Source organism: Pseudomonas sp. RL_5y_Pfl2_69, from assembly GCF_963970465.1.
In the GTDB taxonomy this organism is placed as follows: domain Bacteria; phylum Pseudomonadota; class Gammaproteobacteria; order Pseudomonadales; family Pseudomonadaceae; genus Aquipseudomonas.
On record NZ_CAXAOU010000020.1, the window covers coordinates 12,831 to 38,485 of the forward strand.

At 51.5% G+C, this 25,655-nt stretch carries 21 protein-coding genes, 2 pseudogenes and 1 riboswitch; of the genes and pseudogenes, 14 read left to right on the plus strand and 9 right to left on the minus strand.

Features of this window, described 5'->3' with window-relative positions:
* Nucleotides 1–165 precede the first annotated feature (165 nt).
* The 3 genes and pseudogenes from AACY07_RS24090 (at nt 166) to AACY07_RS24100 (ending at nt 1,235) form a co-directional block, all read left to right on the plus strand.
* Complete coding sequence (locus AACY07_RS24090; protein WP_141228821.1) at nt 166–405, plus strand: hypothetical protein; 240 nt, start codon at nt 166–168, stop codon at nt 403–405.
* Between the two features lie 112 nt (nt 406–517).
* Nucleotides 518–610 (plus strand): annotated as a pseudogene (locus AACY07_RS24095) (universal stress protein); the annotation flags it as partial.
* 91 nt (nt 611–701) lie between these two features.
* A complete protein-coding gene (locus tag AACY07_RS24100; RefSeq protein ID WP_133075653.1) occupies nt 702–1,235 on the plus strand; it encodes an NUDIX hydrolase in 534 nt (177 codons plus the stop codon).
* Between the two features lie 112 nt (nt 1,236–1,347).
* Here AACY07_RS24100 and nhaA read toward each other — a convergent pair whose 3' ends face one another.
* Nucleotides 1,348–2,550: a Na+/H+ antiporter NhaA gene (gene nhaA, locus AACY07_RS24105; protein ID WP_095019791.1), complete on the minus strand. Its 1,203-nt coding sequence runs from the start codon at nt 2,548–2,550 to the stop codon at nt 1,348–1,350.
* 271 nt (nt 2,551–2,821) lie between these two features.
* Here nhaA and AACY07_RS24110 point away from each other — a divergent pair, with 271 nt between their 5' ends.
* The 3 genes from AACY07_RS24110 to AACY07_RS24120 all read left to right on the plus strand — a co-directional run bounded on the left by AACY07_RS24110 (nt 2,822) and on the right by AACY07_RS24120 (nt 8,692).
* Entirely contained in the window at nt 2,822–5,032 is a 2,211-nt protein-coding gene (locus tag AACY07_RS24110; RefSeq protein ID WP_095019790.1) for an LTA synthase family protein, read from the plus strand.
* 425 nt (nt 5,033–5,457) lie between these two features.
* Nucleotides 5,458–8,190 carry a cation-transporting P-type ATPase gene (locus AACY07_RS24115; RefSeq protein ID WP_095025396.1) on the plus strand — a complete coding sequence of 911 codons (2,733 nt, stop codon included), beginning with the start codon at nt 5,458–5,460 and terminating at the stop codon, nt 8,188–8,190.
* Nucleotides 8,191–8,257: 67 nt separating this feature from the next.
* Nucleotides 8,258–8,692, plus strand: coding sequence for a universal stress protein (locus AACY07_RS24120; RefSeq protein WP_095019788.1), 435 nt, complete (start codon nt 8,258–8,260; stop codon nt 8,690–8,692).
* A 216-nt stretch (nt 8,693–8,908) separates the two neighbouring features.
* Here AACY07_RS24120 and ppa read toward each other — a convergent pair whose 3' ends face one another.
* From ppa to chrA, 4 genes are all read right to left on the minus strand, one after another.
* Entirely contained in the window at nt 8,909–9,439 is a 531-nt protein-coding gene (ppa, locus tag AACY07_RS24125) for an inorganic diphosphatase (RefSeq protein WP_203304650.1), read from the minus strand.
* Nucleotides 9,436–9,594: a hypothetical protein gene (locus tag AACY07_RS24365; protein ID WP_445261403.1), complete on the minus strand. Its 159-nt coding sequence runs from the start codon at nt 9,592–9,594 to the stop codon at nt 9,436–9,438. The genes ppa and AACY07_RS24365 overlap by 4 nt, the downstream gene beginning before the upstream one ends.
* A gap of 10 nt (nt 9,595–9,604) precedes the next feature.
* Entirely contained in the window at nt 9,605–9,988 is a 384-nt protein-coding gene (gene crcB, locus AACY07_RS24135) for a fluoride efflux transporter CrcB (protein WP_095019786.1), read from the minus strand.
* 137 nt (nt 9,989–10,125) lie between these two features.
* Nucleotides 10,126–10,186: riboswitch (Fluoride riboswitch) on the minus strand.
* Nucleotides 10,187–10,258: 72 nt separating this feature from the next.
* On the minus strand, nt 10,259–11,452 hold the full coding sequence (gene chrA / locus AACY07_RS24140; protein WP_339478268.1) for a chromate efflux transporter: 1,194 nt from the start codon (nt 11,450–11,452) through the stop codon (nt 10,259–10,261).
* A gap of 686 nt (nt 11,453–12,138) precedes the next feature.
* On the opposite strand from chrA, the gene AACY07_RS24145 reads away from it, so the two are divergent.
* The 3 genes from AACY07_RS24145 to AACY07_RS24160 all read left to right on the plus strand — a co-directional run bounded on the left by AACY07_RS24145 (nt 12,139) and on the right by AACY07_RS24160 (nt 15,349).
* Entirely contained in the window at nt 12,139–12,504 is a 366-nt protein-coding gene (locus AACY07_RS24145) for a histone-like nucleoid-structuring protein, MvaT/MvaU family (protein WP_095019784.1), read from the plus strand.
* 590 nt (nt 12,505–13,094) lie between these two features.
* Nucleotides 13,095–13,496, plus strand: a complete 402-nt coding sequence (locus AACY07_RS24155) for a hypothetical protein (protein ID WP_254925294.1) — start codon at nt 13,095–13,097, stop codon at nt 13,494–13,496.
* Between the two features lie 188 nt (nt 13,497–13,684).
* Nucleotides 13,685–15,349 carry a BCCT family transporter gene (locus AACY07_RS24160; protein WP_095023404.1) on the plus strand — a complete coding sequence of 555 codons (1,665 nt, stop codon included), beginning with the start codon at nt 13,685–13,687 and terminating at the stop codon, nt 15,347–15,349.
* A 90-nt stretch (nt 15,350–15,439) separates the two neighbouring features.
* On the opposite strand, the gene AACY07_RS24165 is transcribed toward AACY07_RS24160, so the two are convergent.
* Nucleotides 15,440–16,162, minus strand: coding sequence for a 3'-5' exonuclease (locus tag AACY07_RS24165; protein ID WP_095019783.1), 723 nt, complete (start codon nt 16,160–16,162; stop codon nt 15,440–15,442).
* 2 nt (nt 16,163–16,164) lie between these two features.
* Complete coding sequence (locus AACY07_RS24170; protein ID WP_339478274.1) at nt 16,165–18,039, minus strand: DUF294 nucleotidyltransferase-like domain-containing protein; 1,875 nt, start codon at nt 18,037–18,039, stop codon at nt 16,165–16,167.
* A 472-nt stretch (nt 18,040–18,511) separates the two neighbouring features.
* Between AACY07_RS24170 and AACY07_RS24175 the strand changes: the two genes are divergently transcribed.
* The 5 genes from AACY07_RS24175 (at nt 18,512) to AACY07_RS24195 (ending at nt 24,661) form a co-directional block, all read left to right on the plus strand.
* Entirely contained in the window at nt 18,512–18,946 is a 435-nt protein-coding gene (locus AACY07_RS24175; RefSeq protein WP_322151157.1) for a YeeE/YedE family protein, read from the plus strand.
* A 2-nt stretch (nt 18,947–18,948) separates the two neighbouring features.
* Nucleotides 18,949–19,371, plus strand: a complete 423-nt coding sequence (locus AACY07_RS24180) for a DUF6691 family protein (protein WP_095023402.1) — start codon at nt 18,949–18,951, stop codon at nt 19,369–19,371.
* Nucleotides 19,372–20,171: 800 nt separating this feature from the next.
* Nucleotides 20,172–21,704: a diguanylate cyclase gene (locus AACY07_RS24185; RefSeq protein WP_339478279.1), complete on the plus strand. Its 1,533-nt coding sequence runs from the start codon at nt 20,172–20,174 to the stop codon at nt 21,702–21,704.
* 288 nt (nt 21,705–21,992) lie between these two features.
* Complete coding sequence (locus tag AACY07_RS24190) at nt 21,993–23,558, plus strand: methyl-accepting chemotaxis protein (RefSeq protein ID WP_339478282.1); 1,566 nt, start codon at nt 21,993–21,995, stop codon at nt 23,556–23,558.
* A gap of 302 nt (nt 23,559–23,860) precedes the next feature.
* Nucleotides 23,861–24,661, plus strand: coding sequence for an aminoglycoside phosphotransferase family protein (locus AACY07_RS24195; RefSeq protein ID WP_047274475.1), 801 nt, complete (start codon nt 23,861–23,863; stop codon nt 24,659–24,661).
* Between the two features lie 59 nt (nt 24,662–24,720).
* Here the strand turns inward: AACY07_RS24195 and tnpC are convergent.
* Together tnpC and AACY07_RS24205 are read right to left on the minus strand one after the other, a co-directional pair.
* Nucleotides 24,721–25,536: pseudogene (gene tnpC / locus AACY07_RS24200) on the minus strand (IS66 family transposase); the annotation flags it as partial.
* Between the two features lie 11 nt (nt 25,537–25,547).
* Nucleotides 25,548–25,655: IS3 family transposase (locus AACY07_RS24205; protein ID WP_339474677.1), on the minus strand; the 108-nt coding region annotated here is incomplete at its 5' end.

Genomic DNA, 25,655 nt, shown 5'->3' on the forward strand with positions numbered 1-25,655 from the left:
CCGTCCGGGCTATACACCTCCCTGATGCCATCGCTTAAGGCGATGGTTTCCACCTAAATTAAGCGGACACCCATGCCGCAAGAACGCCGTTCCTATTCTAAATCCTTCAAGGCCTAAGTCATTGCCGAGTGTGCGCAGCCTGACACCTCGATTGTCAATGTTGCCTTGACCTACAACCTCAATGCCAACCTCGTCCATAAATGGATTCGGGTGCGTACGCAAAAAAAACTGGCGCTTAAAAGTGCCTTTATTCCGGTAAAGACGCCGCCATTGGCAGCGGTGCATCAAGTCCTTCCCAGCACGATCCTGATCGAAGTGCCTCATTCAAAAGGCGTAGTCGTTGTGAGCTGGCCGGCAGAAAATGCAGCGGCGTGTTCCGCTTTCCTACGAGAGCTGCTGCGATGATCAGCATCGACTCCATCTGGCTCGCCACCGAGCCCGTGGACATGGGGGTCGGCACTGAAACCGCAGTCGCCATTCAGGCATTAATCAAAAGCCCCATTTACCTCGGTTTGGATACGGGTACTCTCGCATCAGGCAGTTTCTGGTAGGCAGCACGACCACGACGATGCTGCGAACATCCACTTTACCCGTATTGCTGCTTCGCTGAGCCAATTCCATTGGCCACAGTATTTCCAGAACTGCGGAAATGCCGTGGCCATTCTGGACGATGACTACTGATCTTGCCGTAACGAGACCACATGCAACTCATAACTGAAATTGTTCACCCCGAGCTGAAATCCAAACAGGGCAGAGTATTCCGTCGACATGCAGCACGCGGCATCGTGATTCGGGATGATCAGATCCTGTTGCTGTTCACCGAGCGCTATAACGACTTCAGCTTTCCTGGAGGCGGTCTTGATGGTGACGAGGACATTGTCACAGGCCTGAGGCGTGAGCTTGAGGAAGAGACTGGTGCCCGTGAAATACAGGTACTCCAGCACTACGGTTATATCGAGGAGTACCGGCCCTACTGGAAGCCACAGTACGATCTGATGCACATGACCTCGCATTTTTATCAATGCGAAGTCGCGCCCCAGCTAGCGCCCGTGAGAATGGAAAGCCACGAAATCGCTAATGGTATGCGGCCTGTCTGGATCAACCTGCATGAAGCCATAACGCATAATGAAGCCGTGATGCAGCGTCAGGAGTCATCGATGGGGCAGTCAATTCAGCGCGAAACGTTCATGCTGAAAAAAGTCGCGTCCGAGTTGATGCCGCCAATCAGCCTTTGAGGGGCTATCTCAGCAGCTTGTGGCGTAAAGCACGATGACCTCACTTCGCGAGACGATGTTCCAGCCACAGGATTTCTGTCTGGGAGAAACTCCGTGGCCGGCTCGCTTACGCTTATTTAGAGACCGTGGCGGCGACAATGGCGGGCCCAGCGCTGCGTCGCAAAATCAGGACTCCACCGATTGCAGCCAAGGTCGAACCGATCAACACACCGACTTTTACTTCGTCGATCAGGTGAGCTGATCCAGCAAACGCCAGGTTTCCGATGAACAGGCTCATGGTAAAGCCGATGCCACACAAGAGCGCAACGCCGTAAAGCTGTGCCCAATTGCTGCCTTCCGGCAGTTTGGCCAAGCCCATACGAATGGCCAGAGCAGCCAATAGGAAAATGCCAATCTGCTTGCCCACCAACAAGCCGAGCGCAACACCCAGCGGAACCGGATCGACTAGGTTTTCCATCGAAATACCGGCTAATGAAACACCCGCGTTGGCGAAGCCGAAAATCGGCACCACAGCGAATGCTACCCACATGTGCAGCTTCTCTTCTAGGAAGAGCAGTGGAGACCTGGCTTCCTCTTCTGGCTTGCCCATTGGGACACACAGTGCAACGGCAACACCCGCAAGAGTGGCATGCACCCCCGACTGCAGCACGAAGAACCACAGCACACCACCGACCAGCATATATGGGAATAATCGTCTGACGCCCAATCGATTCATTGCGATCAGAATGACTAGGGTTGCGAGCGATGCCAGCAACATCGGCATGGAAAGACCAGTGGTGTAGAAAAAGGCGATGATAACCACAGCACCCAGGTCGTCAATGATCGCCAAGGCAGCGAGGAAGACCTTCAGCGACGTAGGGACTCGCTTCCCCAGCAACGACAAGACGCCCAAGGCGAATGCGATGTCGGTAGCGGCTGGAATAGCCCACCCCTTCAACGTCTCAGAATTACCCCAGTTGATTGCGATGTAAATAAGCGCAGGCACAACCATGCCACCGACGGCACCAAATCCAGGCAAGGCGCGCTGTCCCCAAGTGGAGAGCCCTCCTGCCAGAACCTCTCTCTTGATCTCGAGTCCGACCATCAGGAAGAAGATCGCCATCAAGCCATCATTGACCCAATGCTCGACAGACATGCCCAACCAGACACTGTGCAAGGCTGCAAAATAACTTTGCGAGAGAGGCGAGTTGGCCACGATTAGTGCCGCGAGTGCTGCGCCCATCAGCACAAGACCGCCAGCGGACTCCGACGACAGGAAGCGAGCCAGAATCGCGGCTGCTCTAGGGGTTTCGGCTTTAGCTTGATGATTAGTCATCAACGTCCTTGGGATCACTTCAAAGGTAATATATTAACACTTGGCCCATACATGCGCGGCGGGGTTAAACAGCCTGAAACAGTTAATGCTGAAGGGCATAGTCAGCGAGCATTCCTCAACGCAAGCCTCTGAAATAGGGCTTACGTCCAAGCACCAATGCCGTCACTGACTCGATCCACCGTCTCCTTTTCGAATAACCCGATGAGTCGTCCCACTGCTTGATACCATCCAGCACACTTATATGAAGATTTAATGTCTGGAAGGCCTTTGCGTGAACGTTATCCATCGCTGGTTAAGTCAACCCCGTGCACGTCTCATCGCCTTGATCGGACTGGTTCTGATCATGCCTTTGTGCCTGCGTGCAGCTCTGGGTTGGTCGAATCCACTTGGCTATCTTTCAGATCTGGGAATTGCGAGCCTGCTCATCGTACTCTTGCATCGCTGTCCTTGGTGGTTAGCGCTACCGGTATTGCTGGCATGGGGGCTTATGACTCTGGCGACTGCCGAACTGGTCAGCGCGGTCGGTAGGCTTCCCAACTCATCAGACCTGCACTACCTGATCGACCCTCAGTTTTTGGAAAACTCTACCGGGGGTGGTTTCGCCCAGCCTTGGCTGGCCGCTACTCTGTTTCTTGGGCTGGTGGTTTGGCTGGTCACGCAGTACCTAGGACGCTCCGCTACGTCTCCGAGCTTGCCACGAAACGCGTGGGCAGCACCGCTACTGCTGTTGATCACCCATTGGGGTGCTCAGCACCTGTACCCCTCAGAAGAAGACCAGTGGCGCTTGTTCAACCTGCCACATCAGTTGATGGCCGCGAGCGTTGGCGATGTTCAGGCAAGCGCAGAAGAGTGGCTGGAGCGTGATGTTGTCGATGTTCCACCGCAAATGGCGGGGCTTACTCAACTCGATCTGGACGGACAGAAATTGCTCGCGGCACCAGGGCGGGCGCGAAATGTGTTGATCATCGCGCTGGAAGGTATTCCTGGTGCCTACGTTGGCGTCAACCGCCAAGCCCTGCACAGCAGCTATCAAGAAAATCTCATGCCCAACCTCAGTCGCTGGGCAGAACGCGGAATGAATACGCCGGATTATGTACTGCATAGCCATCAAACCATTCGCGGCCTTTACGCTATGCTTTGCGGCGATTACGACAAACTGGACAACGGAACGCCCAAGGGGGTTGAGATGTTGACCCAGAACAAACGGAACAAGGCGTGCCTCCCAGCCCAACTGCACAAGAACGGATTCGCCACGCACTACCTTCAGGGTGCAGGCCTTAGATTCATGGCCAAAGACAAGATCATGCCGCACATTGGCTTCGATGCTACCCACGGCTTGGAATGGTTCACCAATAGCAACTATCTAGATTTTCCTTGGGGCAAAGACGACAAGGCGTTCTTCGAAGGGGCACTCGACTACGTCGGCCAGCTGAAAAAGCAGAAAAAACCATGGATGCTGACCCTGCTGACCGTTGGCACCCACCAACCCTATTCGGCCCCTCAGGACTATCTTGAGCGCTACGACACACCCAAGCAGGCTGCCGTCGGATATCTGGATGATGCCCTAGGGCAATTCCTCAACGGCCTGGAACGCCAAGGCATCTTGAAAAACACCTTGGTGGTGATCACCTCGGACGAATCTCACGGAATTGATGGAGTGCGCCTAGCTTCCTCTTGGGGTTTCAACCTGATGTTAGCGCCCGAGCAGGATCAGTTGCCCAAGGTAAAGTCTGGGGTCTACGGGCATGTCGATCTGAGTGCCTCAATACTCGACTATTTCGCCTTACCTGTCCCCTCAGCCTTGAGCGGTCGCTCGCTGTTTCGTGACTATGAAACAGGCCGCGAGATCATGTCGTTCACCAACGACAAGCTGCGTTATCACGATGGCCAAGGCACCTTGATCGAGTGTGACTTTCAACAGCGTTGCAGGAATTACAATAGCGCAGGGTTCATTGCCGACCACGCTACCCTTGCTGGACAGTACGGGGGCAAACGAGCACGAGAAATCACATCAAAAGCCTCGGCGCTGGATCATTCGCTGATCCGGACACCGTTGAACCAGCACTACCAGTTCGGCAGTCCCACCATCATCCCGCTTCAGGCACAGATCAAGGATGACTGGGCTGACAACCTGATCGGTGCTCAGTATCTGGAAATGCCCAAGGGCTCACAAACACGCGTGCGCCTGACCGTGCGCTCTTTAGATCCACAGCAGAACGCCTACATCCTGCTGAAAGCCAAGGAGTTGGAGCAGGATGTGCCACTGGGGCTGCCAGCAGAAATGGTCGTCACTGCCGATCAGCCGCTGGAGATGGACTTCAGTTTCGATAATACGCAGCCGCGTAAAGCGTTCTCGTTCCACCTGCTTGGCTATGGGCTAGGTGCCGTTGAAGTGAGTGACTTCAGCGTTATTACCGAGCTGCTAGAAGCACCGGAGGCGCTGGAAGAGTCCCAGGTTGATAACGTAGCTAAATCAAGTTAGGGCGCTATGCATAACTGGGATTAAGTTGAAAGCATTAATATTCCGGGTTTTACAAGGCAACACAGGAATATTGCAAAAACTGCATGCCATATAGTGAATAAACAGAGTTTTCTTAAAAGCAGCAGTAGTATTTATGCCTCCCCGTTTTTGCTTCGCGCAGTGCTCGGTTGCATGCAATATTAGATAAAAATCTAGAAGATTAAACTTCTCACCAAAACATTTTGTCACATTAATTGCTGCTGATAGTTTGATCTACATCAGTAATTGCCAGCCGGTTGATTGCGTTACATCTATAGTTCCTGTCAGCTAGAAGGAACTATAGGATGTAAGACCGAAAATAATGTTTTCAGCCTTATATTCCCACGCTCGCTCATGATCACCTCAGCCCGTCTCACTTGAGCTGTGTGCACAGGAGATACTCATTGATGAAGCAGGTGGTCGACGCATCAACGGGGCAAACACCAATCCCTCCGCATTCCGTGGCCTGGCACTCCCTACCTGCAGAGCAGGTGACAAACCTGCTTGAGGTCAATGAGCATGTCGGGCTGGAGGCCGCCGAAGTTCAAGCCCGGCTTGACCGCACTGGTTTCAATCGTTTGCCAGAAGCCGCACGGCGACCCGCCTGGCTGCGATTCATGCTGCAATTTCACAACATTCTGATTTATGTGCTTCTAGGATCCGCTGCGATTACCGCGATGCTGCAGCATCTGTGGGATACGGTGGTGATTCTGGCGGTGGTCATTGCAAACGCAATCATTGGCTACGTCCAGGAAGGCAAAGCGGAAAAAGCCATGGACGCTATCCGGCAGATGCTGGCACCGCACGCCGCCGTGATTCGCGCAGGCCAACGCTTAAGTATTGTGGGCGAGGAGCTAGTACCGGGCGATATCGTATTGCTGGAGGCGGGAGACAAAGTCCCTGCTGATCTACGTCTGCTGCACGTGAACAGACTACAAATTCAAGAAGCAATTCTCACAGGTGAGTCCGTACCCGCAGAAAAGCATACCGAACCAGTGGGCCTTAAAGCCGCTCTGGGTGATCGTACCTGCATGGCGTTCAGCGGTACGCTCGTGACATGCGGACAAGCTACAGGGGTTGTAGTTGCTACCGCAGCTGCAGCTGAGATCGGCCGCATCAGTACGCTAATTGCTGGAGTAGAAACGCTGACAACTCCGCTGGTGCAGCAAATGAACGTCTTTGCACGTTGGCTGACGATCTTGATCTTGCTAGTCGGTGGACTTCTGCTCGTGTTCGGCCATTATGTCGCGCACTACGAGTTCACAGAGATTTTCATGATCGTAGTCGGGATGTCAGTAGCGGCGATACCTGAAGGATTGCCCGCCGTCCTTACCATCACGTTGGCTGTCGGAGTTCGCGCAATGGCTCGCCGCAACGCTATCGTGCGTCGCCTGCCTGCCATCGAAACACTAGGCTCGGTATCCGTCATCTGCACTGACAAAACTGGAACACTGACCCGCAACGAAATGATGGTCGCATCGGTCGTCACGAACGATCTTCTCTTCACGGTCGATGGCGCAGGTTATCAGCCAGCGGGAGGCTTCAGGATTGCCGATCAGCTGATCGAGATATCGTCTCACCCTGCGCTCTCAGAATTGGGGCGAGCAGCAGGTCTCTGCAACGATGCCGTGCTGCGCCAGAATAAAGACTTATGGACGGTTGAAGGCGATCCGATGGAGGGAGCCTTGCTAGCGTTTTCCGGAAAAACCGGAATAGATAGCGATGAAGATCATCGTACCTGGCCACGAAGCGATGCCATTCCGTTTGACGCGAAACACCGTTTTATGGCGACCCTCCATCACAACCATAATCGCCATGCTTCTATCTATGTAAAAGGTGCGCCAGAGCAAATACTGGCCATGAGCACGCGGCAGTTCGTAACCGATGGCGTGACTGAGCCCCTTAACGCGGACTACTGGTACGAACAGGCAAACACCATCGCCGCAAAAGGGCAGCGTGTATTGGCGTTTGCAGCTAGGTCAGTTCAGCCAGAGCACACTGTGTTGGAGTTTGGGGACGTGCAAGGGAAGTTAACCTTGTTGGGCATGGTCGGGCTAATTGATCCGCCTAGACCCGAGACGATAAAGGCAGTTCAACAATGCCAGGCAGCGGGAATTGTTGTAAAAATGATCACTGGCGATCATGGCGGCACCGCCGCCGCAATCGGTCGTCAGATTGGCTTGCATAATCCCGACAAGGTGCTGACTGGTGTAGACCTGGACTCCATGAACGATGCCGCCCTCAAGGAGGCGGTAAAGGAAGTCAATATCTTTGCTCGTACCAGCCCTGAACATAAACTCAGGTTGGTCATGCTGCTGCAGTCGAATGGCATGACAGTGGCAATGACGGGCGATGGCGTTAATGACGCACCAGCGCTAAAGCGTGCCGATGCTGGCATCGCTATGGGGGGAAAAGGTAGTGACGCCGCCAAGGAAGCTGCCGACTTGGTGCTGGCTGATGACAACTTCGCGTCCATCGTTGCTGCAGTGCGCGAGGGGCGTACAGTCTACGACAATATTAAGAAAGTCCTGAGCTGGACGCTTCCCACAAGCGCAGGTGAAGCCATGACCATCATCGTGGCCCTGCTCCTCGGCCTTACACTGCCGGTGACGCCGATACAGATTCTGTGGATTAATCTTATAACCGCAGTAACGCTCGGCATAGCGTTGGCATTCGAGCCCACCGAAGATAACACCATGCGCAGACCGCCTCGTTCGCGCAAAGAGCCATTGATAAGCGGTGCTTTAGTCTGGCATATGGTGCTTGTTTCTATTCTGTTCCTCTGTGGTGTTTACGGCATTTTTTCGTATGCGCTCGACCGTGGCTACTCCGTGGAGTTGGCCCGAACCATCGCGGTGAATACGCTAGTCGTGATGGAAATTTTCCATCTGTTCTTTATTCGTAATCTCTACAGCACATCGCTCACCTGGAAGGGCATTCGTGGCACCAAGGTCGTGTGGATGACCGTCGCAGTGGTTACCTTGGCCCAGTTCGCCATCACCTACGCGCCACCTCTGCAAAAGGTGTTTGCCACAGAAGCGATCCCCTTCCTTGATGGCCTACTTATCATCGGGGTCGGTGTTGCGCTCTTTGCGATCATCGAGATTGAAAAACAGATTCGAATCCGCCTGTCCGAGTAGAACTGATTGCAAGCTGGCAATCCCCTAACGACAAGCATCTTCATGCCACTGAAAGAGGATTTAGAAAATGCATAAAATACTTGTAGCTGTCGATGGCTCCGAGCACTCGGAGCGCGCAGTGCGTTACCTTATTGGGCTAATCCAAGATGGCGGATTACTGGGCGGTAGTGTTGAGGTACATCTGGTGAATGTACAGCCACTGTTACCAACTCGAATTGCACACGACATGAGAGCGGATGAGATTGATCGTTACTACGGTGATAAAAGTGCTGAGAGCTCACAAAAAGCTGGGGTGCTTCTGAAGCAGGAAGGGGTTGCATTTACACTTCACACCTTACAAGGCGATGCAGCAAGCCAAATCGTGGCGTGCTCACACTCTTTAGGATGTAACAACATCATCCTAGGCTCACATGGCAACGGCTTTCTTGCAGGGATTTTTCTGGGCTCTGTCGCGGCAAAGGTGATTCAGCTCTCAGATATACCAATCACCTTAGTCAAATAGGAAATCGTCAAATGCATGCTAGCGCGACCCCATAAGTGGGTTATCAAAGGCCGATATTCTGGAATGACTTTGATTGAGTTGAGTCATGCGCAGCATAGCCATCCACTTTTCTATGCGTGTGGTTCCCTCGACATTTGATGTCCCGAGCGACTGAGAGGCAAATCACTTGCCCCTCAGTTCTGACTCCCGGCTGATGCTTTCAATTTGGAGTGAAACCTACTTGGGAATATACGCAGCTACCGACTTGCGAATCTCTTCCCGCGCCTCATCCGCGCTCCCCCAACGCCCCATCTTCACCCACTTACCCGGCTCCAATGCTTTGTAGTTTTCAAAGAAATGCTGGATCTGTGCGAGGAGTAGCGCAGGGAGGTCTGAGCACTCCTTTACGTCGCTGTACATCGAGCTGAGTTTTTCATGAGGCACAGCGATCACCTTGGCATCCGCTCCGGCTTCGTCAGTCATGTACATCACACCCACCGGGCGACTGCGGATGACAACTCCAGGTGAGACGGGATAAGGGCAAACCACCAGGACGTCCAGAGGATCTCCGTCATCGCTCAACGTATTTGGAATGAACCCGTAGTTGGCCGGATAGAACATCGGTGTGCTTAGGAAGCGGTCAACGAAGATCTGTCCGCTCTGCTTGTCGACCTCGTACTTGATCGGCGAGTGGTTTGCAGGGATCTCAATAACTGTGAAGAAGTCATCGGGGATCGCGTTACCAGCAGGAATGTCCGCGTAGCTCATGCTCTTACCTCCGATGTTGTAGAAGTGGTTGCGTCGGACGGATCTATCCCAAGTGGGCTCATTTCTTTTGGCAAATCGACGATCCATTCACCTAACATCTTTCCCTGATAGCGACGGTTTTGTTGAGTAAAGAAAACGACCATAAAGCCTTTCATGTCTATCCCCTCAGCGAGTACCAATCACTTGGTATGAAAGAAGCCCGGCAGTGGTCATCGTCAACGAACCAACCACGTGCAACGAAATTGAGCCAAGCGCCCAGAGCAGTTTTCCTTCCTGAATCAAGGTGACTGTTTCGGCTGAAAATGTAGAAAAAGTGGTAAGACCACCACAAAATCCGGTGATGATCAGGAGGCGCCATTCAGGGCTGAGCGAAGGCGATGCAGCCAAGAAGGCGATGGTCAGCCCTATGAGATAACCCCCGACCATGTTCGCGACTACAGTCCCGGGAGGAATCGTAGGAAATAGAGCGTTCAGCTTTATACCCAAAAGCCAGCGTAACCAAGCACCAACTGAGGCGCCGATGGCAATGACGATCAATGATTTCAGCATGGCGAGCACTCCTTACCAAACCTGGAGGGCCAAGCATGCAGAGGGACAGCGCTGTAAGATGGGCGAAGCACGAATAGTAAGATCATATCCTGTCCTAAATTAGGGACAGGGAGGCACACCTACGCACCCTGTCCAGGGTTCACGTAGGCATCATCAGCACAAGGCGGTTAAAGGAGGAATGCCATCTCCTGATAAGATCCTATAGCATCCGCGCTACTGACATCAATAACCTCCTCTACAGATCAAGATACCTTTGGCTGATGCTTGCTTTCAAAGTACACCGCTGAGCCACCATCCAAGCATTCCACTGCCCAAGACGACTACCCATGGGGGAACCCTCCAAAACATTAGGGCGACAAGGGCTATCAGCGCCAAACCGAAGTCTTGAGGTTTCAAAATTGCACTCGTCCAGACTGGGTTATATAAGGCCGCCAAGAGTAGCCCTACTACTCCCGCATTAATTCCTGCAAGGGCCGATTGGGTGCGAAAACTATGTCGTAGTTGCTCCCAGAATGGCAGCACGCCGATTACGAGTAGGAATGAAGGTGCGAAGATAGCGACCAGGCATACCGTAGCTCCGATCCAACCAGAGGGTTGGGCGTTCATGGACGCTCCGAGAAATGCTGCGAAGGTAAAGAGCGGGCCCGGTACGGCCTGTGCTAAGCCATACCCAGCAATGAATGTGTCGTTGGTTACCCATCCGTTGAATACGGTCGCAGACTGAAGTAACGGTAGTACAACATGCCCCCCTCCAAAAACTAATGACCCTGCTCGGAAAAAGGCATTCGTCATAGCTAGTGCTTCAGAGGGCCAAACCTGGATCAAAAATGGTAGGCCTACCAATAAGCCAAAGAACACCACCAACGATACCAGACCTACTTTTCGGCTAACTGATATTGGAAGGGGCTCAGCAGTATCCTGTTGAGCAGGCTTGAAAAGCATCAGACCGATGACAGCACTGCAGATAATCACGGCGATCTGCCCCCAGGCATTTGGCCAGATGAGTGCTGCGCAAGCTGCAAACACAGCGATGGTTACCCTGGGCACATCAGTACAAATATTGCGCGCCATTCCCCAGACGGCTTGAGCAACAACAGCAACCGCGACGATCTTAAGTCCGTGCAAAAGACCGCTTGGGAATGCATTTCCCCACGCGGACATCCCTTGCGCAAACAAAACGAGGATTATTGCCGATGGCAGTGTAAACCCAGCCCACGCGGCAACTGCTCCAGAGAAACCAGCACGCGATAGCCCCAAACCTATGCCTACCTGGCTACTGGCAGGCCCTGGCAGAAACTGGCACAGGGCGACCAAATCGATATAACTGCGCTCACTGAGCCATTGGCGCCGAACAACAAACTCTTCGCGGAAGTAACCTAGGTGTGCAATTGGCCCTCCGAAGGAGATGAATCCCAAGCGCAAGAACACCAGAAAAACCGTCCACGGGGTATGGGCTGTAATCATCTTGGTACTACTTTCAGCTGACAAGATTCATGCTCCCAAAAATAGCTGCTGTACTGGCCAATTAACACTGTGGCTACGCTCTACAATCCAATATGCCTGTTTTAGGAGGCGCTTACATCGATTTACACACACCGACGACTTTGGGCAGAGGCAGGGCGATGGTTACCTTAGTCAGCAGGTCAATCCACAAGAAGCCGTTGAAGTAGCCCGAGGCGTGACTGGACATTCAGTGGATTTAAAAGGCCTGCTTGGGCTGGGCCCGGTGTCCGATCTACATACCCAAATCTGCCTCAAGACGGGAACCCTTAAAATTGGTCGGCAATGTCCCGACGGGCATGATTTTCAGTATCTCGCTAGTGAGATACTCGGCGTGAGCGGAGTAAGTCGCGATTCGCCCTTGCTCAACCGACCTATAAAGCACAGCCGCGTCTGCAGCTGCTGGGTAAATCTCAGAATACTCAGCACATCATCCTGAATAACCCCTAGTTTCATAGACACATCCATGCCACAAAGATGTTGACCTCAATACTTCGCTTTTGACAGGGAACGAATAAAATTAGAGTGTGAGCCCAGACTCCACAGTGCGCGTCTTCGTGATCGTTACTCATGGATCTTATACCTAAACGATTGGCGGAAAACTCCAAAGTTGGTGTATTGTTATGGGACTAACTACGTAGAGATTAAACATGTCCAAACTTGCTGAATTTCGCCAACTCGAAAAACATCTTGCCGAACAACTCGAGGCTCTCGAAACACTGAAAGGCGATGCTGGCCTGAAAAAGGAAATAGAGTTTGAATCGAAGCTGCGCGCTCTGCTTGCTGAATACGGTTACAGCCTGTCTAACATCATCAACTTGTTGGATCCTCAGACTGGCCGCAGCACTCCAGTAGTGAAATCCAAAGCTGGCACTCGTAAACCACGTCAGGTGAAGGTCTACAAAAATCCGTACACTGGCGAGGTCATCGAAACCAAAGGTGGGAATCACAAAGGTCTGAAGGAGTGGAAGGCAGAACACGGCTCAGATACCGTTGAGTCCTGGCTGACCAAGTGATTTTGGTTTGAGTACAAAAGGGCCCTTCGAGGGCCCTTTTTGTATGTTATTTGAGATAGGTGGTTGATCTTCTCGGCGGAGAATTCAAGCATCTCCAGAGGCTCTTGAGTAACTCCTATCTGACGCTGAAATCTGTGCGTTTCTGGCCATAGAAGCTTAGTGTTAGCCAACTCCCCCAGATTACGACCCATCCTGACCGCCCCTGCTGAGTATCAAAACAATAACCTGATAAACAAGGACGGTTTTCCCCGTCGTATTAGCGACATCGACTTTAAAAACAGCCCCCCCCAGTTCATAGTTCCGTGCGTGGATGAGTGTTTGTATTACTTAAGCTGAGAGCTAGAGAATATCCCTAGGCACGACCGGAGCCACAAGCGTTTAATCGCACCGACGGGGCGAGTTGGCAAAGAGACCGGCAACACCTTTGCCGACACTAGTCAGTTCGACAGGATCACCCAGCGCATCAATGGTGACCAGAATGGAGTGGCCGATCGGCAGGCGCTGTATGCCCAAGCGCTCAAGGTGTTGGCGTGATGGAGGATACGGTGTTGGGTGCTGCTGATCATCCTTGCCCTGATGGTGGGTAGCGCGTGAACTGCATGGCCGTGGCAGGCCACGCCTACGATGAGCAATTGGTCGCCAAGGAAGCTGCCCACCAAACCAAGTTCACCCTTCTGGCCAATGCCAGCCCCACGCGGGTTCTGGCAGAGCAGGGCAAGTTCCTTACGCTGGAGCAATCGCTGGCAGCCAGTGACCGATCCTATTGCCGAACTCTGACCGATGCAAAAACCAAACAATCACGCCTGGGTGATCGCTTGCTACTGCCGACCTGTGGCTTTAAGTCCAACTCGACTGAGCTACGAATGGTTGTGACGCAGTGCAACCTACCACCGGTGCCGGCGGCATGGCTTATGGTGCCCTTAGAACCCAACTTGTTCCAGCGCATGCCCAACGAATTATCGGAGTCTACGGCGACGGCGATTAGGGACTAATCGCGTTGCAAGCCTGCAAAGGCTACGCGAGAGAAGTCTCTGGTAAGAAGTCAAAAGAGCTGAGGTTTTAGAAAATTTGTTCCCAAAGCTTGCTAGGATAGCTTGGCTAAAATCTCGTTTTACCATAGGAACAGCGGGGATAATGATAATTACACGTTTTATGACGTGAATCTCAAAAGGGGAATCTTATGGTTGGAAAGCCTACGGATGATAGTCCAAACACACCTTCTCAACCCAGTGAAGGCATTCCTGCTCCTACTGGAGCGGCCAATCTTATCGATACTGACTATGTCATTGGTCAAGACAACATCAAGGGAGAGTTTTCGTTCTCACTCGATATCCACGGTAAAGTTTTCATCATTTCAGCAGCTACCATTTTACTATTCGTGATTTTGACGCTGGCATTGCAGAATGAAGTAGAACCCCTTTTTAGCTCCATTCGAAACTGGCTAACCAGCCATCTAGCCTGGCTCTTCATGAGCATTGCGAACGTTTTTGTCTTGCTATGCATTGCACTTATTTTCTCTCCGCTGGGCAAGGTTCGTTTGGGCGGTAGAGATGCCAAACCAGACCATAGTTACGTCGGTTGGTTTTCAATGCTTTTTGCTGCGGGGATGGGCATTGGGTTGATGTTTTATGGGGTAGCCGAACCCATGTCGCATTACGCTGCTTCAATGGGAGGTGTGACAGTCGATGCGAGCGGTTTACGCACGGATTGGGCGCCCCTAGGAGGTGCCGAAGGTGATATGAAGGCATCTGCTGACTTGGCGATGGCGGCTACAATCTTTCACTGGGGACTCCATCCTTGGGCTATATACGCGATTGTGGCGCTGTCTTTAGCGTTGTTTTCTTATAACAAAGGCTTGCCACTTTCAATACGCTCAATTTTTTATCCACTATTGGGTGAGCGTGTCTGGGGATGGCCGGGACATATCATCGATATACTAGCGGTATTTGCCACGCTATTTGGTTTGGCGACCTCTTTAGGGATTGGCGCAGAACAGGCTGCCGCAGGGATTGAATATCTCTTCGGAATTCAATCGACGAATCTGAGCAAGGTTGTACTGATCGTTGGGATCACCATAATCGCTCTTTGGTCAGTCCTTTCCGGCTTGGACAAGGGCGTCAAAATGCTTTCCCAGATCAATATGGGGCTTGCGCTGCTCTTGTTGGTGTTCGTAATCATTGTGGGGCCGACCCTGGCTATTTTCACTGGATTCTTTAAAAATCTGGTGACTTATGTTGAATATTTGCCTGCGCTCTCAAACCCATTTGGACGTACTGATATCGAGTTCACTCAAGGCTGGACTGCCTTCTACTGGGCTTGGTGGATCAGTTGGTCACCATTTGTAGGCATGTTTATCGCTCGTGTCAGTCGTGGTCGAACTGTCAGAGAGTTTCTGATCTCTGTTCTACTTGTGCCTTCAGTAGTTTCTGTATTATGGATGACTACGTTTGGCGGTACGGCAATTGACCAAGTGACCACTCAAAGCCTTATGGGAGTCAAGGACGCGGTCTTAGAGCTGAAGTTGTTCGCCATGCTGGGAGAGCTCCCCCTCAAGGAGATCAGCTCATTCCTAGGTATTATTCTGGTCATAGTGTTCTTTATTACTTCCTCTGACTCCGGCTCATTGGTGATCGATACCATCACAGCTGGAGGCAAGGTTGACGCGCCTGTTCCTCAACGGGTGTTCTGGGCGGTAATCGAAGGCGTGATTGCGATTGCTCTGCTATTGGGGGGCGGTCTGGTGGCACTGCAGGCAATGGCAGTATCCACGGGATTACCTTTCGCAATAGTTCTAATGATAGGGTGTATCTCTCTAGTGAAAGGACTAATGTCTGAGCCTCGCTAGTCAGTATGAGCTAGGCTATAGGTAAGATTGATCTCAAGCTTCAAGGTGTAACATATCTATCTGCTTGCACCTTGAAGCTATTAACTTGGTTCAATTCCATAACTCACCGACAGGTGTGAGTGGCGAGTAGTGAGTTGCTATCTGCGCCTGCAACAACTCGGCAGTCGCGAGAGCATCGGTTAATGCATGATGTGCGTGATAAGCCGGCAGGTTCAACCTAGAGCGACTGTCTGCCAGCCGTATGGACTGTTGCTTGCGTCCAATCAGTCGGCCGAACCAGCTAATTTTTTGCCTATGGAAGTGTGCCTCTAACTGCATCGTATCGATGACTGGAAACTTAAGGCCTTCACCTAAATACCTACGCACTGCCTGATCCAAGAAAGCGCGCTCAATATTCCGGTAATGGACGACAATCACTCTGCCCGCCATGGCTTCAAGCAAAGGATCAAGCACCTGCGCAAACACGGGGGCATCTAAAATTTCGGCATGGGTTATGTGATGAAAGGTCACTGACTTTTCATTCAGTTCGGACGATGGTTTTATCACCCAGTAGAGTGAATTCCCGCAACAAATACGATTAAGCGTGAACGGCATAACACCAATACTCACGATGCTGTGGGACTGTGAGTCAAGGCCGGTAGTCTCTACGTCCATGGCCAGCAGTTGAACGCTCTCAATGGGTGCCAGCGCTGAAACCGCGCCAGCTTGATAGAACTTTCGTAATAGAGGATTAACCGAAATCTTCGCCAATGTCTCGAACTCGGCAGACCAGTCCAGCACTCTATTTTTAGGCTGCTTTTTTAGGTTTTTCATCGCTAAAAGCGGCCCTTTGAAGGATATCGGAATCGCAAGAAATTTTGGCCATTGCTCAACACCTGAAACGCTTCTTTGAGGTTATGTCGTTCACTGCTAGAAAAGCGCTCGGGCTCAATGTAGTTATTGAGTGATGCCCCCTGTTCAAGTGCGTCCGCCTGGTGTCGAATACGCACCATCGACAGGAACTCTAGTGCGTACCGAAGTTGCTTTAATGCTTCTGGAGGAATGACTTTACTGCGGGCTATAGCATCCATGCGATCAAATGAGTTCTGAGCGGTACTGCCACATGCTAGCGCATGAATCCGGATAAGGTCGGTCAGCGGTGCCGTGCCACGCCCTTTAAGGTTGATGATCCTTTTTTGCTGTCCGTCAGTCTCGACGACAAAAGTACGGAAGAATCCTAATGGCGGCGTTCGATTAAGGGCAATACGAGCCATTGCGCTTAGAAATACAGGGTGTGTACTGGCTTTTCGAGCGCACAGGTCTTTAAGCTCTTGTACCAACTCAAGCTTGCCAAAAACCCCATCCAGATCGAAAAAAATACAGCTATTAAGCAACGTAGTTGGATTAGGTTTTTCGATCCACTGATCGAAGTAACTTCGCCATACCTTCAAAGGCTGTCGCCACTGCTCGTTGGTCGCCATGACCCCGCCCTTGCAGTAGCTGTAACCGCACGCGGCCAGTCCATCGCTAACAAACGTTGCCAGGGCTCGGAAGTAAGAGTCGTGTTGGATCGGATCGAAGCTGTCGTCGAGTACTAACGCGTTGTCCTGGTCAGTCACTAACAACTGCTCATCACGCGCCATTGATCCCAAAACCATAAAGCAGTAAGGCACTGGAGGCGGGCCTAACTTTTTCTCGGCCAGCTCAAGCAAACGCTGGGTAAAGGCACGGCCAATACCTGAAATCGCGCTTCCGATCATGTGCGCAGTAGCCCCGTCACGCACCATGCGGATATAGGTTCCTCGCAGGTCACGTAAAAGTGATCTCAGACCTTCAACTGAGGTCTGGTTAGAGATTCTGTTAACCAAGTACAAACTGCTATGCGATTCGTACCTGATGATATCCGACAGGTTTATAAGGCCAATTGGATTACCATCGTGCACAACCGGCAAGTGATGAATATTGCGGCGCAACATCACAAGCATGGCTTCAAACACTGAATCATCGGAGCCAATTACAACTGGATCGACTGTCATAATGTCGCTGGCACGAGTTTCGTCAGCGTTTAGGCCCGCTGCAACAAATCGCGTGCGAAGGTCTCTATCTGTGACGATCCCTTCTATTTCAGCCGTCTTTAAACCTGCTGGAGACATGACTAGAACGCAGGATACACTTTGCTCAGTCATGATTTTTGCAGCGCCGCCGACAGAGATATCTGACGTGACCCACACCAAGGGACGTGAGATAAGGGCGCGACATTTGAGCTGAATAAGCTCACTAGCACGCCCCTGAGCTTCAACAGCAGTTTTGAGTCTCGAGTTTCCCTCTGCTTCAACGAAGTCAGCGAAAGCATCATGTTGCGCACAAAGGTCAGCGAAAACGTCGGCAGGGATGTAATAGATCAGGCTATCTTCCAACGCTCGGGCGGGAAAGCGTACCTTGTTGCTACGTAACAGACCTGCCTGACCGAATAGGTCACCTTCGACGAGACGGTCATAGAGCTCACCATTACGCCGGTAAATCTCCACCGCACCACTACGAACATAATGCAGATCCTGAATGGTCGCACCGGCTTCAAGAATGTCACTGCCGGCTTTGAAATAACTCACTTCAATTCGCCGAGCGATGGCGTCTACCGACTCCTTTGGCAGGGCATCAAAAGGAGCGAAACGATAGAGGTGGTCGCTAATCTCCTGTAACTCAATCTGCATGAAACCTCGTGATGCTGGAAAAATAAAAGTCGCGAGCGCCATAGTTGGCGAATGGAAATAGTCTTTCTGTATCGGCCACCACATCACATCCGGTGACTAGGATCAAGCTTCGTGGCTGACTTACGTTATGCGTTGTAACCACTTTGAGTAACTGCGTGCGGTAATTTTTGCGATACCCAGAGGATCAATATTATTCGCCCCGGGTTTCTGAGGTGTTCAGCAATCACTATTCGCCTAGAGATGCCCCTCCTGAAATGCGGCAACCAGCCAAAAGCGGACTGATCGAGCCTTGCCTCATCTTGTGTCCTTTTGAGGCTTCGATATCTCTAGGAGAGCCGGGGCGGATTCAGGGGCTGAAATCCTACACGGGTCTCGACAGGGTCTTTGATCGCCTTTAGGGGGAGCTCAGAATCTCAGGTGACACCTTTGAAATCCATGTCTTTTACCAGCACTTATATGCAGGAGATGCAAAATGAGCATTGATTGGATCAACTTCACGCCTTGGACTTCATTAGCTGGAGGCGCCTTGATAGGGCTGGCTGCTAGCTTGTTTGTTCTCGCGAATGGACGCATCGCCGGCATCAGTGGACTGCTTGGAAGCGTGCTGCGATTCGATAGTGAGGGTTGGAGTGAGAAGGCGTTATTTCTTCTTGGTCTACTGATTTCTCCGTTGTTGTGGAGAGCGTTTACCGTAATGCCAGAGATCGAGATTAAGGCAGGGTGGCCGACGCTGATCATTGCGGGCTTGCTTGTCGGAGTGGGTACTCGTTACGGATCTGGTTGTACAAGCGGCCATGGCGTTTGCGGGATCTCTCGACTCTCAGCACGATCCATCACGGCAACGATGTGCTTTATGTTTGCTGGCTTTGCAACGGTGTACATCATCCGTCATGTGGTGGGAGCATGAAAATGATCAAGTTGACCGCCTTTTTTGCAGGACTGATCTTCGGCCTTGGTCTTCTCCTGGCAGGCATGGCGAATCCCGCCAAAGTATTAGCTTTTCTTGATTTGGCCGGGGCCTGGGATCCATCACTTGCACTGGTGATGGGGGGGGCCATCGCGGTGGCGATTATTCCCTTGAGTTGGGCGCGCAAAAACAAACAATCCTTGTTGGGTGCCCCGATGCAGTTTCCAATGAAAAGGGAGTTGGATTCCCGCTTGATTGGCGGCAGCCTGTTGTTCGGTATAGGTTGGGGGCTTGCGGGGATCTGCCCTGGGCCAGCGTTAACAATTCTGCTTACAGGGCATGGCCAAATCATCATATTCGTATTGGCCATGTTGGCCGGAATGTACTTGTTTAACCTATTAGAACGTAGCGCACGACCCGATTAGGCTGAAACCGTGGACACGATACTGGGAGCACAGTCAGACTCTCAAACCTGCTGACCAGATCGATAACACGTATTTCCGGCCAATGAATATTTGATGTCCGAGCTGAGCGATTCACAAGTCTTCATTTTCGCTGAGCGATTCTTGCTGGCCTGGAACCGAATAAAATTTTAGCTGATGGCGTTTAGCTTTTGATTGAACGATCCGGACTATGCTGCAAATTCCAATACCCAACTCGACCCTCGCGCAGAATCTGACTGCCAAAGCTGACCGATTGAAAAACCAAACAAGCACGCCTTCGTGACCGCTTTGCTGCTGATCTGGGCTGTCAGTCCCGCGCGATGTCAACGCCACAACTGGTTGTGACTGACCACAACTGCGGCGTGGTTTATTGCGCCCATAGAGCCCAACTTGACCGAGCTCGTGCAAGACGAATCGTCGGCGACCATGGGCTGATCGCCCTGAAAACCTACCCAGGAAGTATCGGCAAGTAAAAAAAGGAGTGATCGAATCAACATGTTTTGGATGTGCTATCTTTAGTTTTAAACCGTTTAGTTGATCTAACCAAACAAAGCGCTATAAGGAGCTTGCCCCTTAAGTCTCAGTCTATAGTTCGGGTTTTTGTACTATGATTGCTCTAGGCTAAAGGGTTGGTGGTTGTAGTAAGTCTATTATATTGCTCTGTTTTTAAGGTCTAGTCAGATGCTTTGATTAGCTGATGCTCAGGTGTCTAGGTATGTTGAATTATGTCACTAATCTGAATAGTTATCTTAATGGCTGTTGGTCAGTAATGGAGGTTCAGATTGTACCAGCATCGTGCTACCAAAACGAAAGCGGGCTTAGCAGCCATCGCGTTTCTATTGATCACGCTCGTGCCTATGTGGGGCACGCTCCATGCTTGGCTTGATCAAGAGAACGTTTTGGTAGAAAAAGCTGCGGGTAGTGATGCTATGAATCTTGCCGTTGCATTCGATGTGCACGTTCAAAGCGTGGTTCGTTTTATAGATACTTTAACTCAAGATTTGCGTGAGCATGCTGTTAAAGATCGAAATGATTTTGGGCGCATAGTTAAAGAGGAACTTGTACTTTATGGGAGCATGGTTGCTCAAGTTGCGCTGATTTCTCCGGAGGGGATGCTAGTTTATTCGTCGCTAGCCCCAGCCTTGGGTGCGGTAGATCTTAGTGGTCGCGATCATTTTCGCGTGCATCGTGATAATCCATCAATAGATAAGTTGTTTATTAGTAAGCCCGTGTTTGGCCGGGTTTCTGGTGTTTGGTCTATACAGTTCACTCGGCCAATAATTGAAGGTGATAGTTTCTCTGGGGTCGTGGTAGTGTCAATTCCTATGTATTTCTTTTCAGATTTCTATAAAAAAATTAATGTCGGGGCTCATGGTTTGATTGCTCTTGTAGGTATGGATCGTGTTCCTCGTGCAGTAGCGTCAAAGGATAGCGGTACTATTAATGTTGACGAGTTATTGCTTTCGGAAAGTGCGCCATATTTTGGTAAGGAAGCGGTGCCTGAAGGGCTGTATAGAGGAGTTAGTGCATTCGATGGGTCTGAGAGCTTGACCGCATACCGTCGCTTAGAAGACGCTGGTTTGGTTGTTCTTGTTCAGCTTTCACCTGAAGATTATTTGATGTCATCTGGTAAGCGTTATAGAGTGCTAATTTTTTGTGCAAGTGCTGTCACGATATTGCTACTGTCTTTTGCTTTGTTGATATATTCCACCGTGTGGCAGCATTTGAAGGATGCAAAAGCCCTCAAGCAGGCTCACAAAACTCTTCGGGAACTTGTAAATGTTGATATTTTAACTGGCGCACTGAGCAGGAGCCATTTTTTAGAAGTCCTTGAGAAGGAGTTCAGGGATTCAGAATCCTGCGGTACGAAGTTAAGCTTGATATTGATTGATATTGATCATTTCAAGCAGGTAAATGATACGTATGGGCATCCGATTGGAGATATTGTTCTGAAACAGGTGGTTGCTGTGTGTTGCGCCGAACTTCGAGCACATGATAGTTTTGGGCGGTTAGGGGGGGAGGAGTTTGGTGTGATCCTCCCATGTACGGATGGGGCAAGCGCCGTCGGTGTTGCAGAGAAGTTACGGCTGGCGATTGAATGTGCAAAGATTTCAACAAGTAAAGGTCTAGTTCGGGTGACTGTTAGCATGGGTGTAGCATTCGCGCTGCCCTCGGGAGATACCCCAAGTAAGTTAGTTGTTAGAGCGGATGATGCGCTTTACTGTGCAAAACAAGCTGGTCGTAATAGGGTCTGTTCTGCTTGTGGTAATGATGACGCTTCGCAGGTTACGACGCTGTCGACAAATGACTCGTAGTGTTTGGCGGTAAGGTAAAGTGGCTTGAATAAAGTAAGCGAAGCTTTTATTTATCAAGGAAAGTTTTAGCCTATACGGAACGGCTATTTATTGGAGCTGTTTTATACCTTGGTCGTGTTGAAACGATGGGGCACTCATAGAGTTTGGTGGCAGCTTGTTCGTTGTTGCCAATGGGTCGCATTCCGAGCGCAGACGGATTACTAGGTGCAAAATACCCTATGGTAATACTTATTAAGCTTTTCATATTAGCTGCCGATACCCTTTACACAGGGCAAGGGATCTATCTAAATGAGAAACAATCAACCGGTCACGCAGCGCGAGATTGCCTTGGGAGCGCAACAAAAACTTATTTCTACAACTGATGCACGAGGTGTCATTACGTATTGCAATGATGCTTTTGTCGAGATCAGCGGTTTCAATAAGTCAGATCTTATAGGCGCGCCCCAAAATATCGTCCGACATCCCGATGTCCCCTCTGCCATATTTGCTCATATGTGGGGCGCTCTCAAACAGGGCCAACCTTGGATGGGGATCGTAAAGAACCGAACTAGCAGTGGCGACCATTACTGGGTGAATGCTTATGTCACTCCAATTTTCGAGGGCAGCCAGGTAATTGGTTATGAATCAGTCAGGGTTAAGCCTACGACCGATCAAATTCGACGCGCAGAGAACCTTTACAATCGCCTAAACCTAGGCAAGTCGGCTATCCCCAGCAGTGACAAATGGCAACCTGTCCTCATGGACTGGCTACCACTTTTGGCTATGGGGCTAGTGGGCTCCTTAGGGGGAGTATTTTTCAGTACTTCTCTGGCATTAACCTTGGCGGTATTAATATCTGTTCTCTTCGGGGTGATTGTTTCGCGTCAGAAAAATCAAGGGGCGCTGCATCTGTTGAAAATGGCTGACCCCACAACCTCGGATCAGTTAATTGCACAGATGTATAGCGATGAGCGCGGCCCACAGGCGCGGCTTGAAACCGCATTTGTGAGCCAGACATCGAGGCTCAAGACTTGCCTTACTCGTTTGCAAGACACCGCAGAGCAGCTCACTGGTCTGGCTGAAAGGTCGGATAACCTCGCCTCAGATAGCTCGCGCGGACTTGAACGTCAGCGAGTCGAGACTGAGCAAGTGTCAGCTGCAGTTAGTCAGATGGCTGCGACCACGCAAGAGGTCGCAACCCACGTTCAGAGAACCGCTAGCGCTACTCAAGAAGCCAATGAGCTAACAGGACGGGGCCGTGATGTAGCTCGAGATACCCGAGAGGCCATCCAACGCCTCTCGATCGTTGTCGGAGAGACTGGTCAAGCGGTTGCACAGTTAGCTAAAGACAGCAATGAAATCGGAACGGTTGTCGATGTCATCAAAGGTATTGCCGATCAAACCAACTTGCTTGCTTTGAATGCCGCGATCGAAGCTGCACGTGCTGGAGACATGGGCCGGGGCTTCGCTGTTGTTGCTGACGAGGTGCGTCAGTTGGCACAACGCACCACTCAGTCAACCATCCAAATTCATAGCCTGATCTCCAAGCTTCAAACCTCGTCAAATAGTGCTGTTAAAACCATGGAGAATGGACATCGCCAAGCTGAAGAAGGAGTCGCCTGGGTACTAGAAGCTGACAAGGCACTGGTCGGTATTAGTGATGCGGTAGCTCACATTACTGATATGACCACCCAGATCGCCGCAGCGACTGAAGAGCAAACTGCCGTTGCAGAGGAGATTAGTCGCAACATTACGACCATCGCAAATCTTGCAGATCAAACATCTGAACAAGCAAGAAGCTCGGCAGAGCTCAGCAAAGAATTAACTCAAACAGCGATGACCCAGTACTCATTGGTCGAGCGATTCAACCGATAACACACGAACCCGGTCGACAAAAGCCCGCTCTGCGCGGGCTCTCAATTGCGCTCTTAGCCTGGCTCTGATCTGTAACAGTACGGTAAACACACCTTGGATCTTGAGCCAAAGGCATATAGCCAAGCAGCTCAAATGGACGAATGTAGTAGTCTAATGGCCTTGTCTCTCCAGCAAGGACGCTCGCCAATGGCGATTTCCTCGCGATTCGAGAACCCTGGAAGGATGTCTTCTACGACTTCCTCGCACTTGTTGACGGCGGATGAGCACCAGTTTCGTTTGAAAACTCTGGATTTAGTGAAAGTATGTTTGATCAATATCTGAAACGATGGGATCTGACCATCGACGGTGATGCTTTCGTCTCGCTGAACGGCAATCTGCTGCCCGTTCGCCAGCGCGGCATACCAGCCATACTCAAAATCTCACACGTAGCCGAGGAACAAGCAGGCAGCTTGCTCATGGCTTGGTGGGACGGCGAAGGTGCGGCACCCGTGTTAGCCCATGATGGCGAGGCCTTACTTATGGAACGCGCACTGGGCTCGGCCTCGCTCATGCAGATGGTCAGTTGCGGCAGGGACGACGAGGCCACTCGTATCCTCTGTGGGGTAGCGGCCCACCTTCATACACCACGTGCCAAGCCGATCCCCGCCTTAGTTCCTCTGGCGCAATGGTTCGAGGCGTTATGGAGTGGAGCGGCGAGGCACGGCGGCATTCTTGAACACTGCGCAAAAACCGCACGCGAACTCCTGGCTGCTCCGCGCGATGTCACGGTACTGCATGGCGACATCCACCATGGCAATGTGCTTGATTTCGGCCCGTCCGGCTGGCTTGCTATCGACCCCAAGGGACTGTACGGTGAGCGTGGCTTTGATTATGCGAACATCTTCTGCAATCCCGACGGTGAAAGCGCTCTAGCACCGGGGTGCTTCGCACGTCGAATTGAAGTCGTCGCAAATGCCTCCGGTATTGATCGCCGGAGACTACTGCAATGGGTACTCGCGTGGACAGGATTGTCGGTAACCTGGATGCTCGAAGACGATGATGAACCCGGTAGTACCCTTGGGGTGGCGAAACTTGCGGCATCGGCTCTCGGCATCGGTAACTAGGCCTTTGTGCGGTATAGGTAATCAATAGTTGTAAGCGCCACCCCATCAATTCCGCATAACTATGCGGGTGTCCATTTATGCGGCAGTAGCTGATCAATCTCACTCGCTCGCTGCGTCGGCAGGCGCGTGAGGACGTCCTTCAAGTAAGCATACGGCTCATGACCATTCAGACGCGCAGACTGGATCAGGCTCATGATCGCGGCCGCCCGTTTGCCGCTGCGTAGCGAACCTGCGAAGAGCCAGTTCTTACGCCCCAGTGCCCACGGACGGATTTGGTTCTCGCACCAATTATTATCAATGGGAACAGCCCCGTCATCGAGGTAGCGCGACAGCGCTGCCCAGCGTTTCAGGCTGTAATCCAGGGCTCTGCTGATTGCCGAACCTTCGGGCACGAGATCGCGCTGCGCGTTCATCCAGGTATGCAGCGCATCCATCACCGGTACGGCTTTTTCTTGCCGTATTCGGCGCCGTGAATCCGGCTCCAGGTCGCGGACTTCATTTTCGATTTCGTACAGCAACTGGATGTGACGCAGGGCCTGCTCGGCGAGCTGGCTCTTGTTAGTCGCGTGCAATTCGAAGAACTTGCGCCGGGCATGGGCCATGCAGCCGATCTCGGTCACGCCGAGTTCGAAGCTGGCCTTGTAACCGCCAAAATCGTCACAGACCAGCTTACCTTTCCAGTCTTGCAGGAAATTGCGAGCATGCTCACCGGCGCGGCTGGGGCTGAAGTCGTAAACCACCGCTGCCAAGTCCGAGAACTGGCTAGTGGCGTAGGCCCAAACATAGGAACGGTGAGTTTTCTTTGTTCCCGGCATGAGCATCTGCACCGGTGTTTCATCGGCGTGGAGGACTTGTTGCCCAAGCACTATGAATCGCCCCGGATTCTCTAGACACCTTGCAAGCTCATTGCGTAACGCTTTTCAAACTCTACCGGTGACAGCCGATTGTTGAAACCATGGCGGCGTTTTGCGTTGTAGAACATCTCGATGTAATC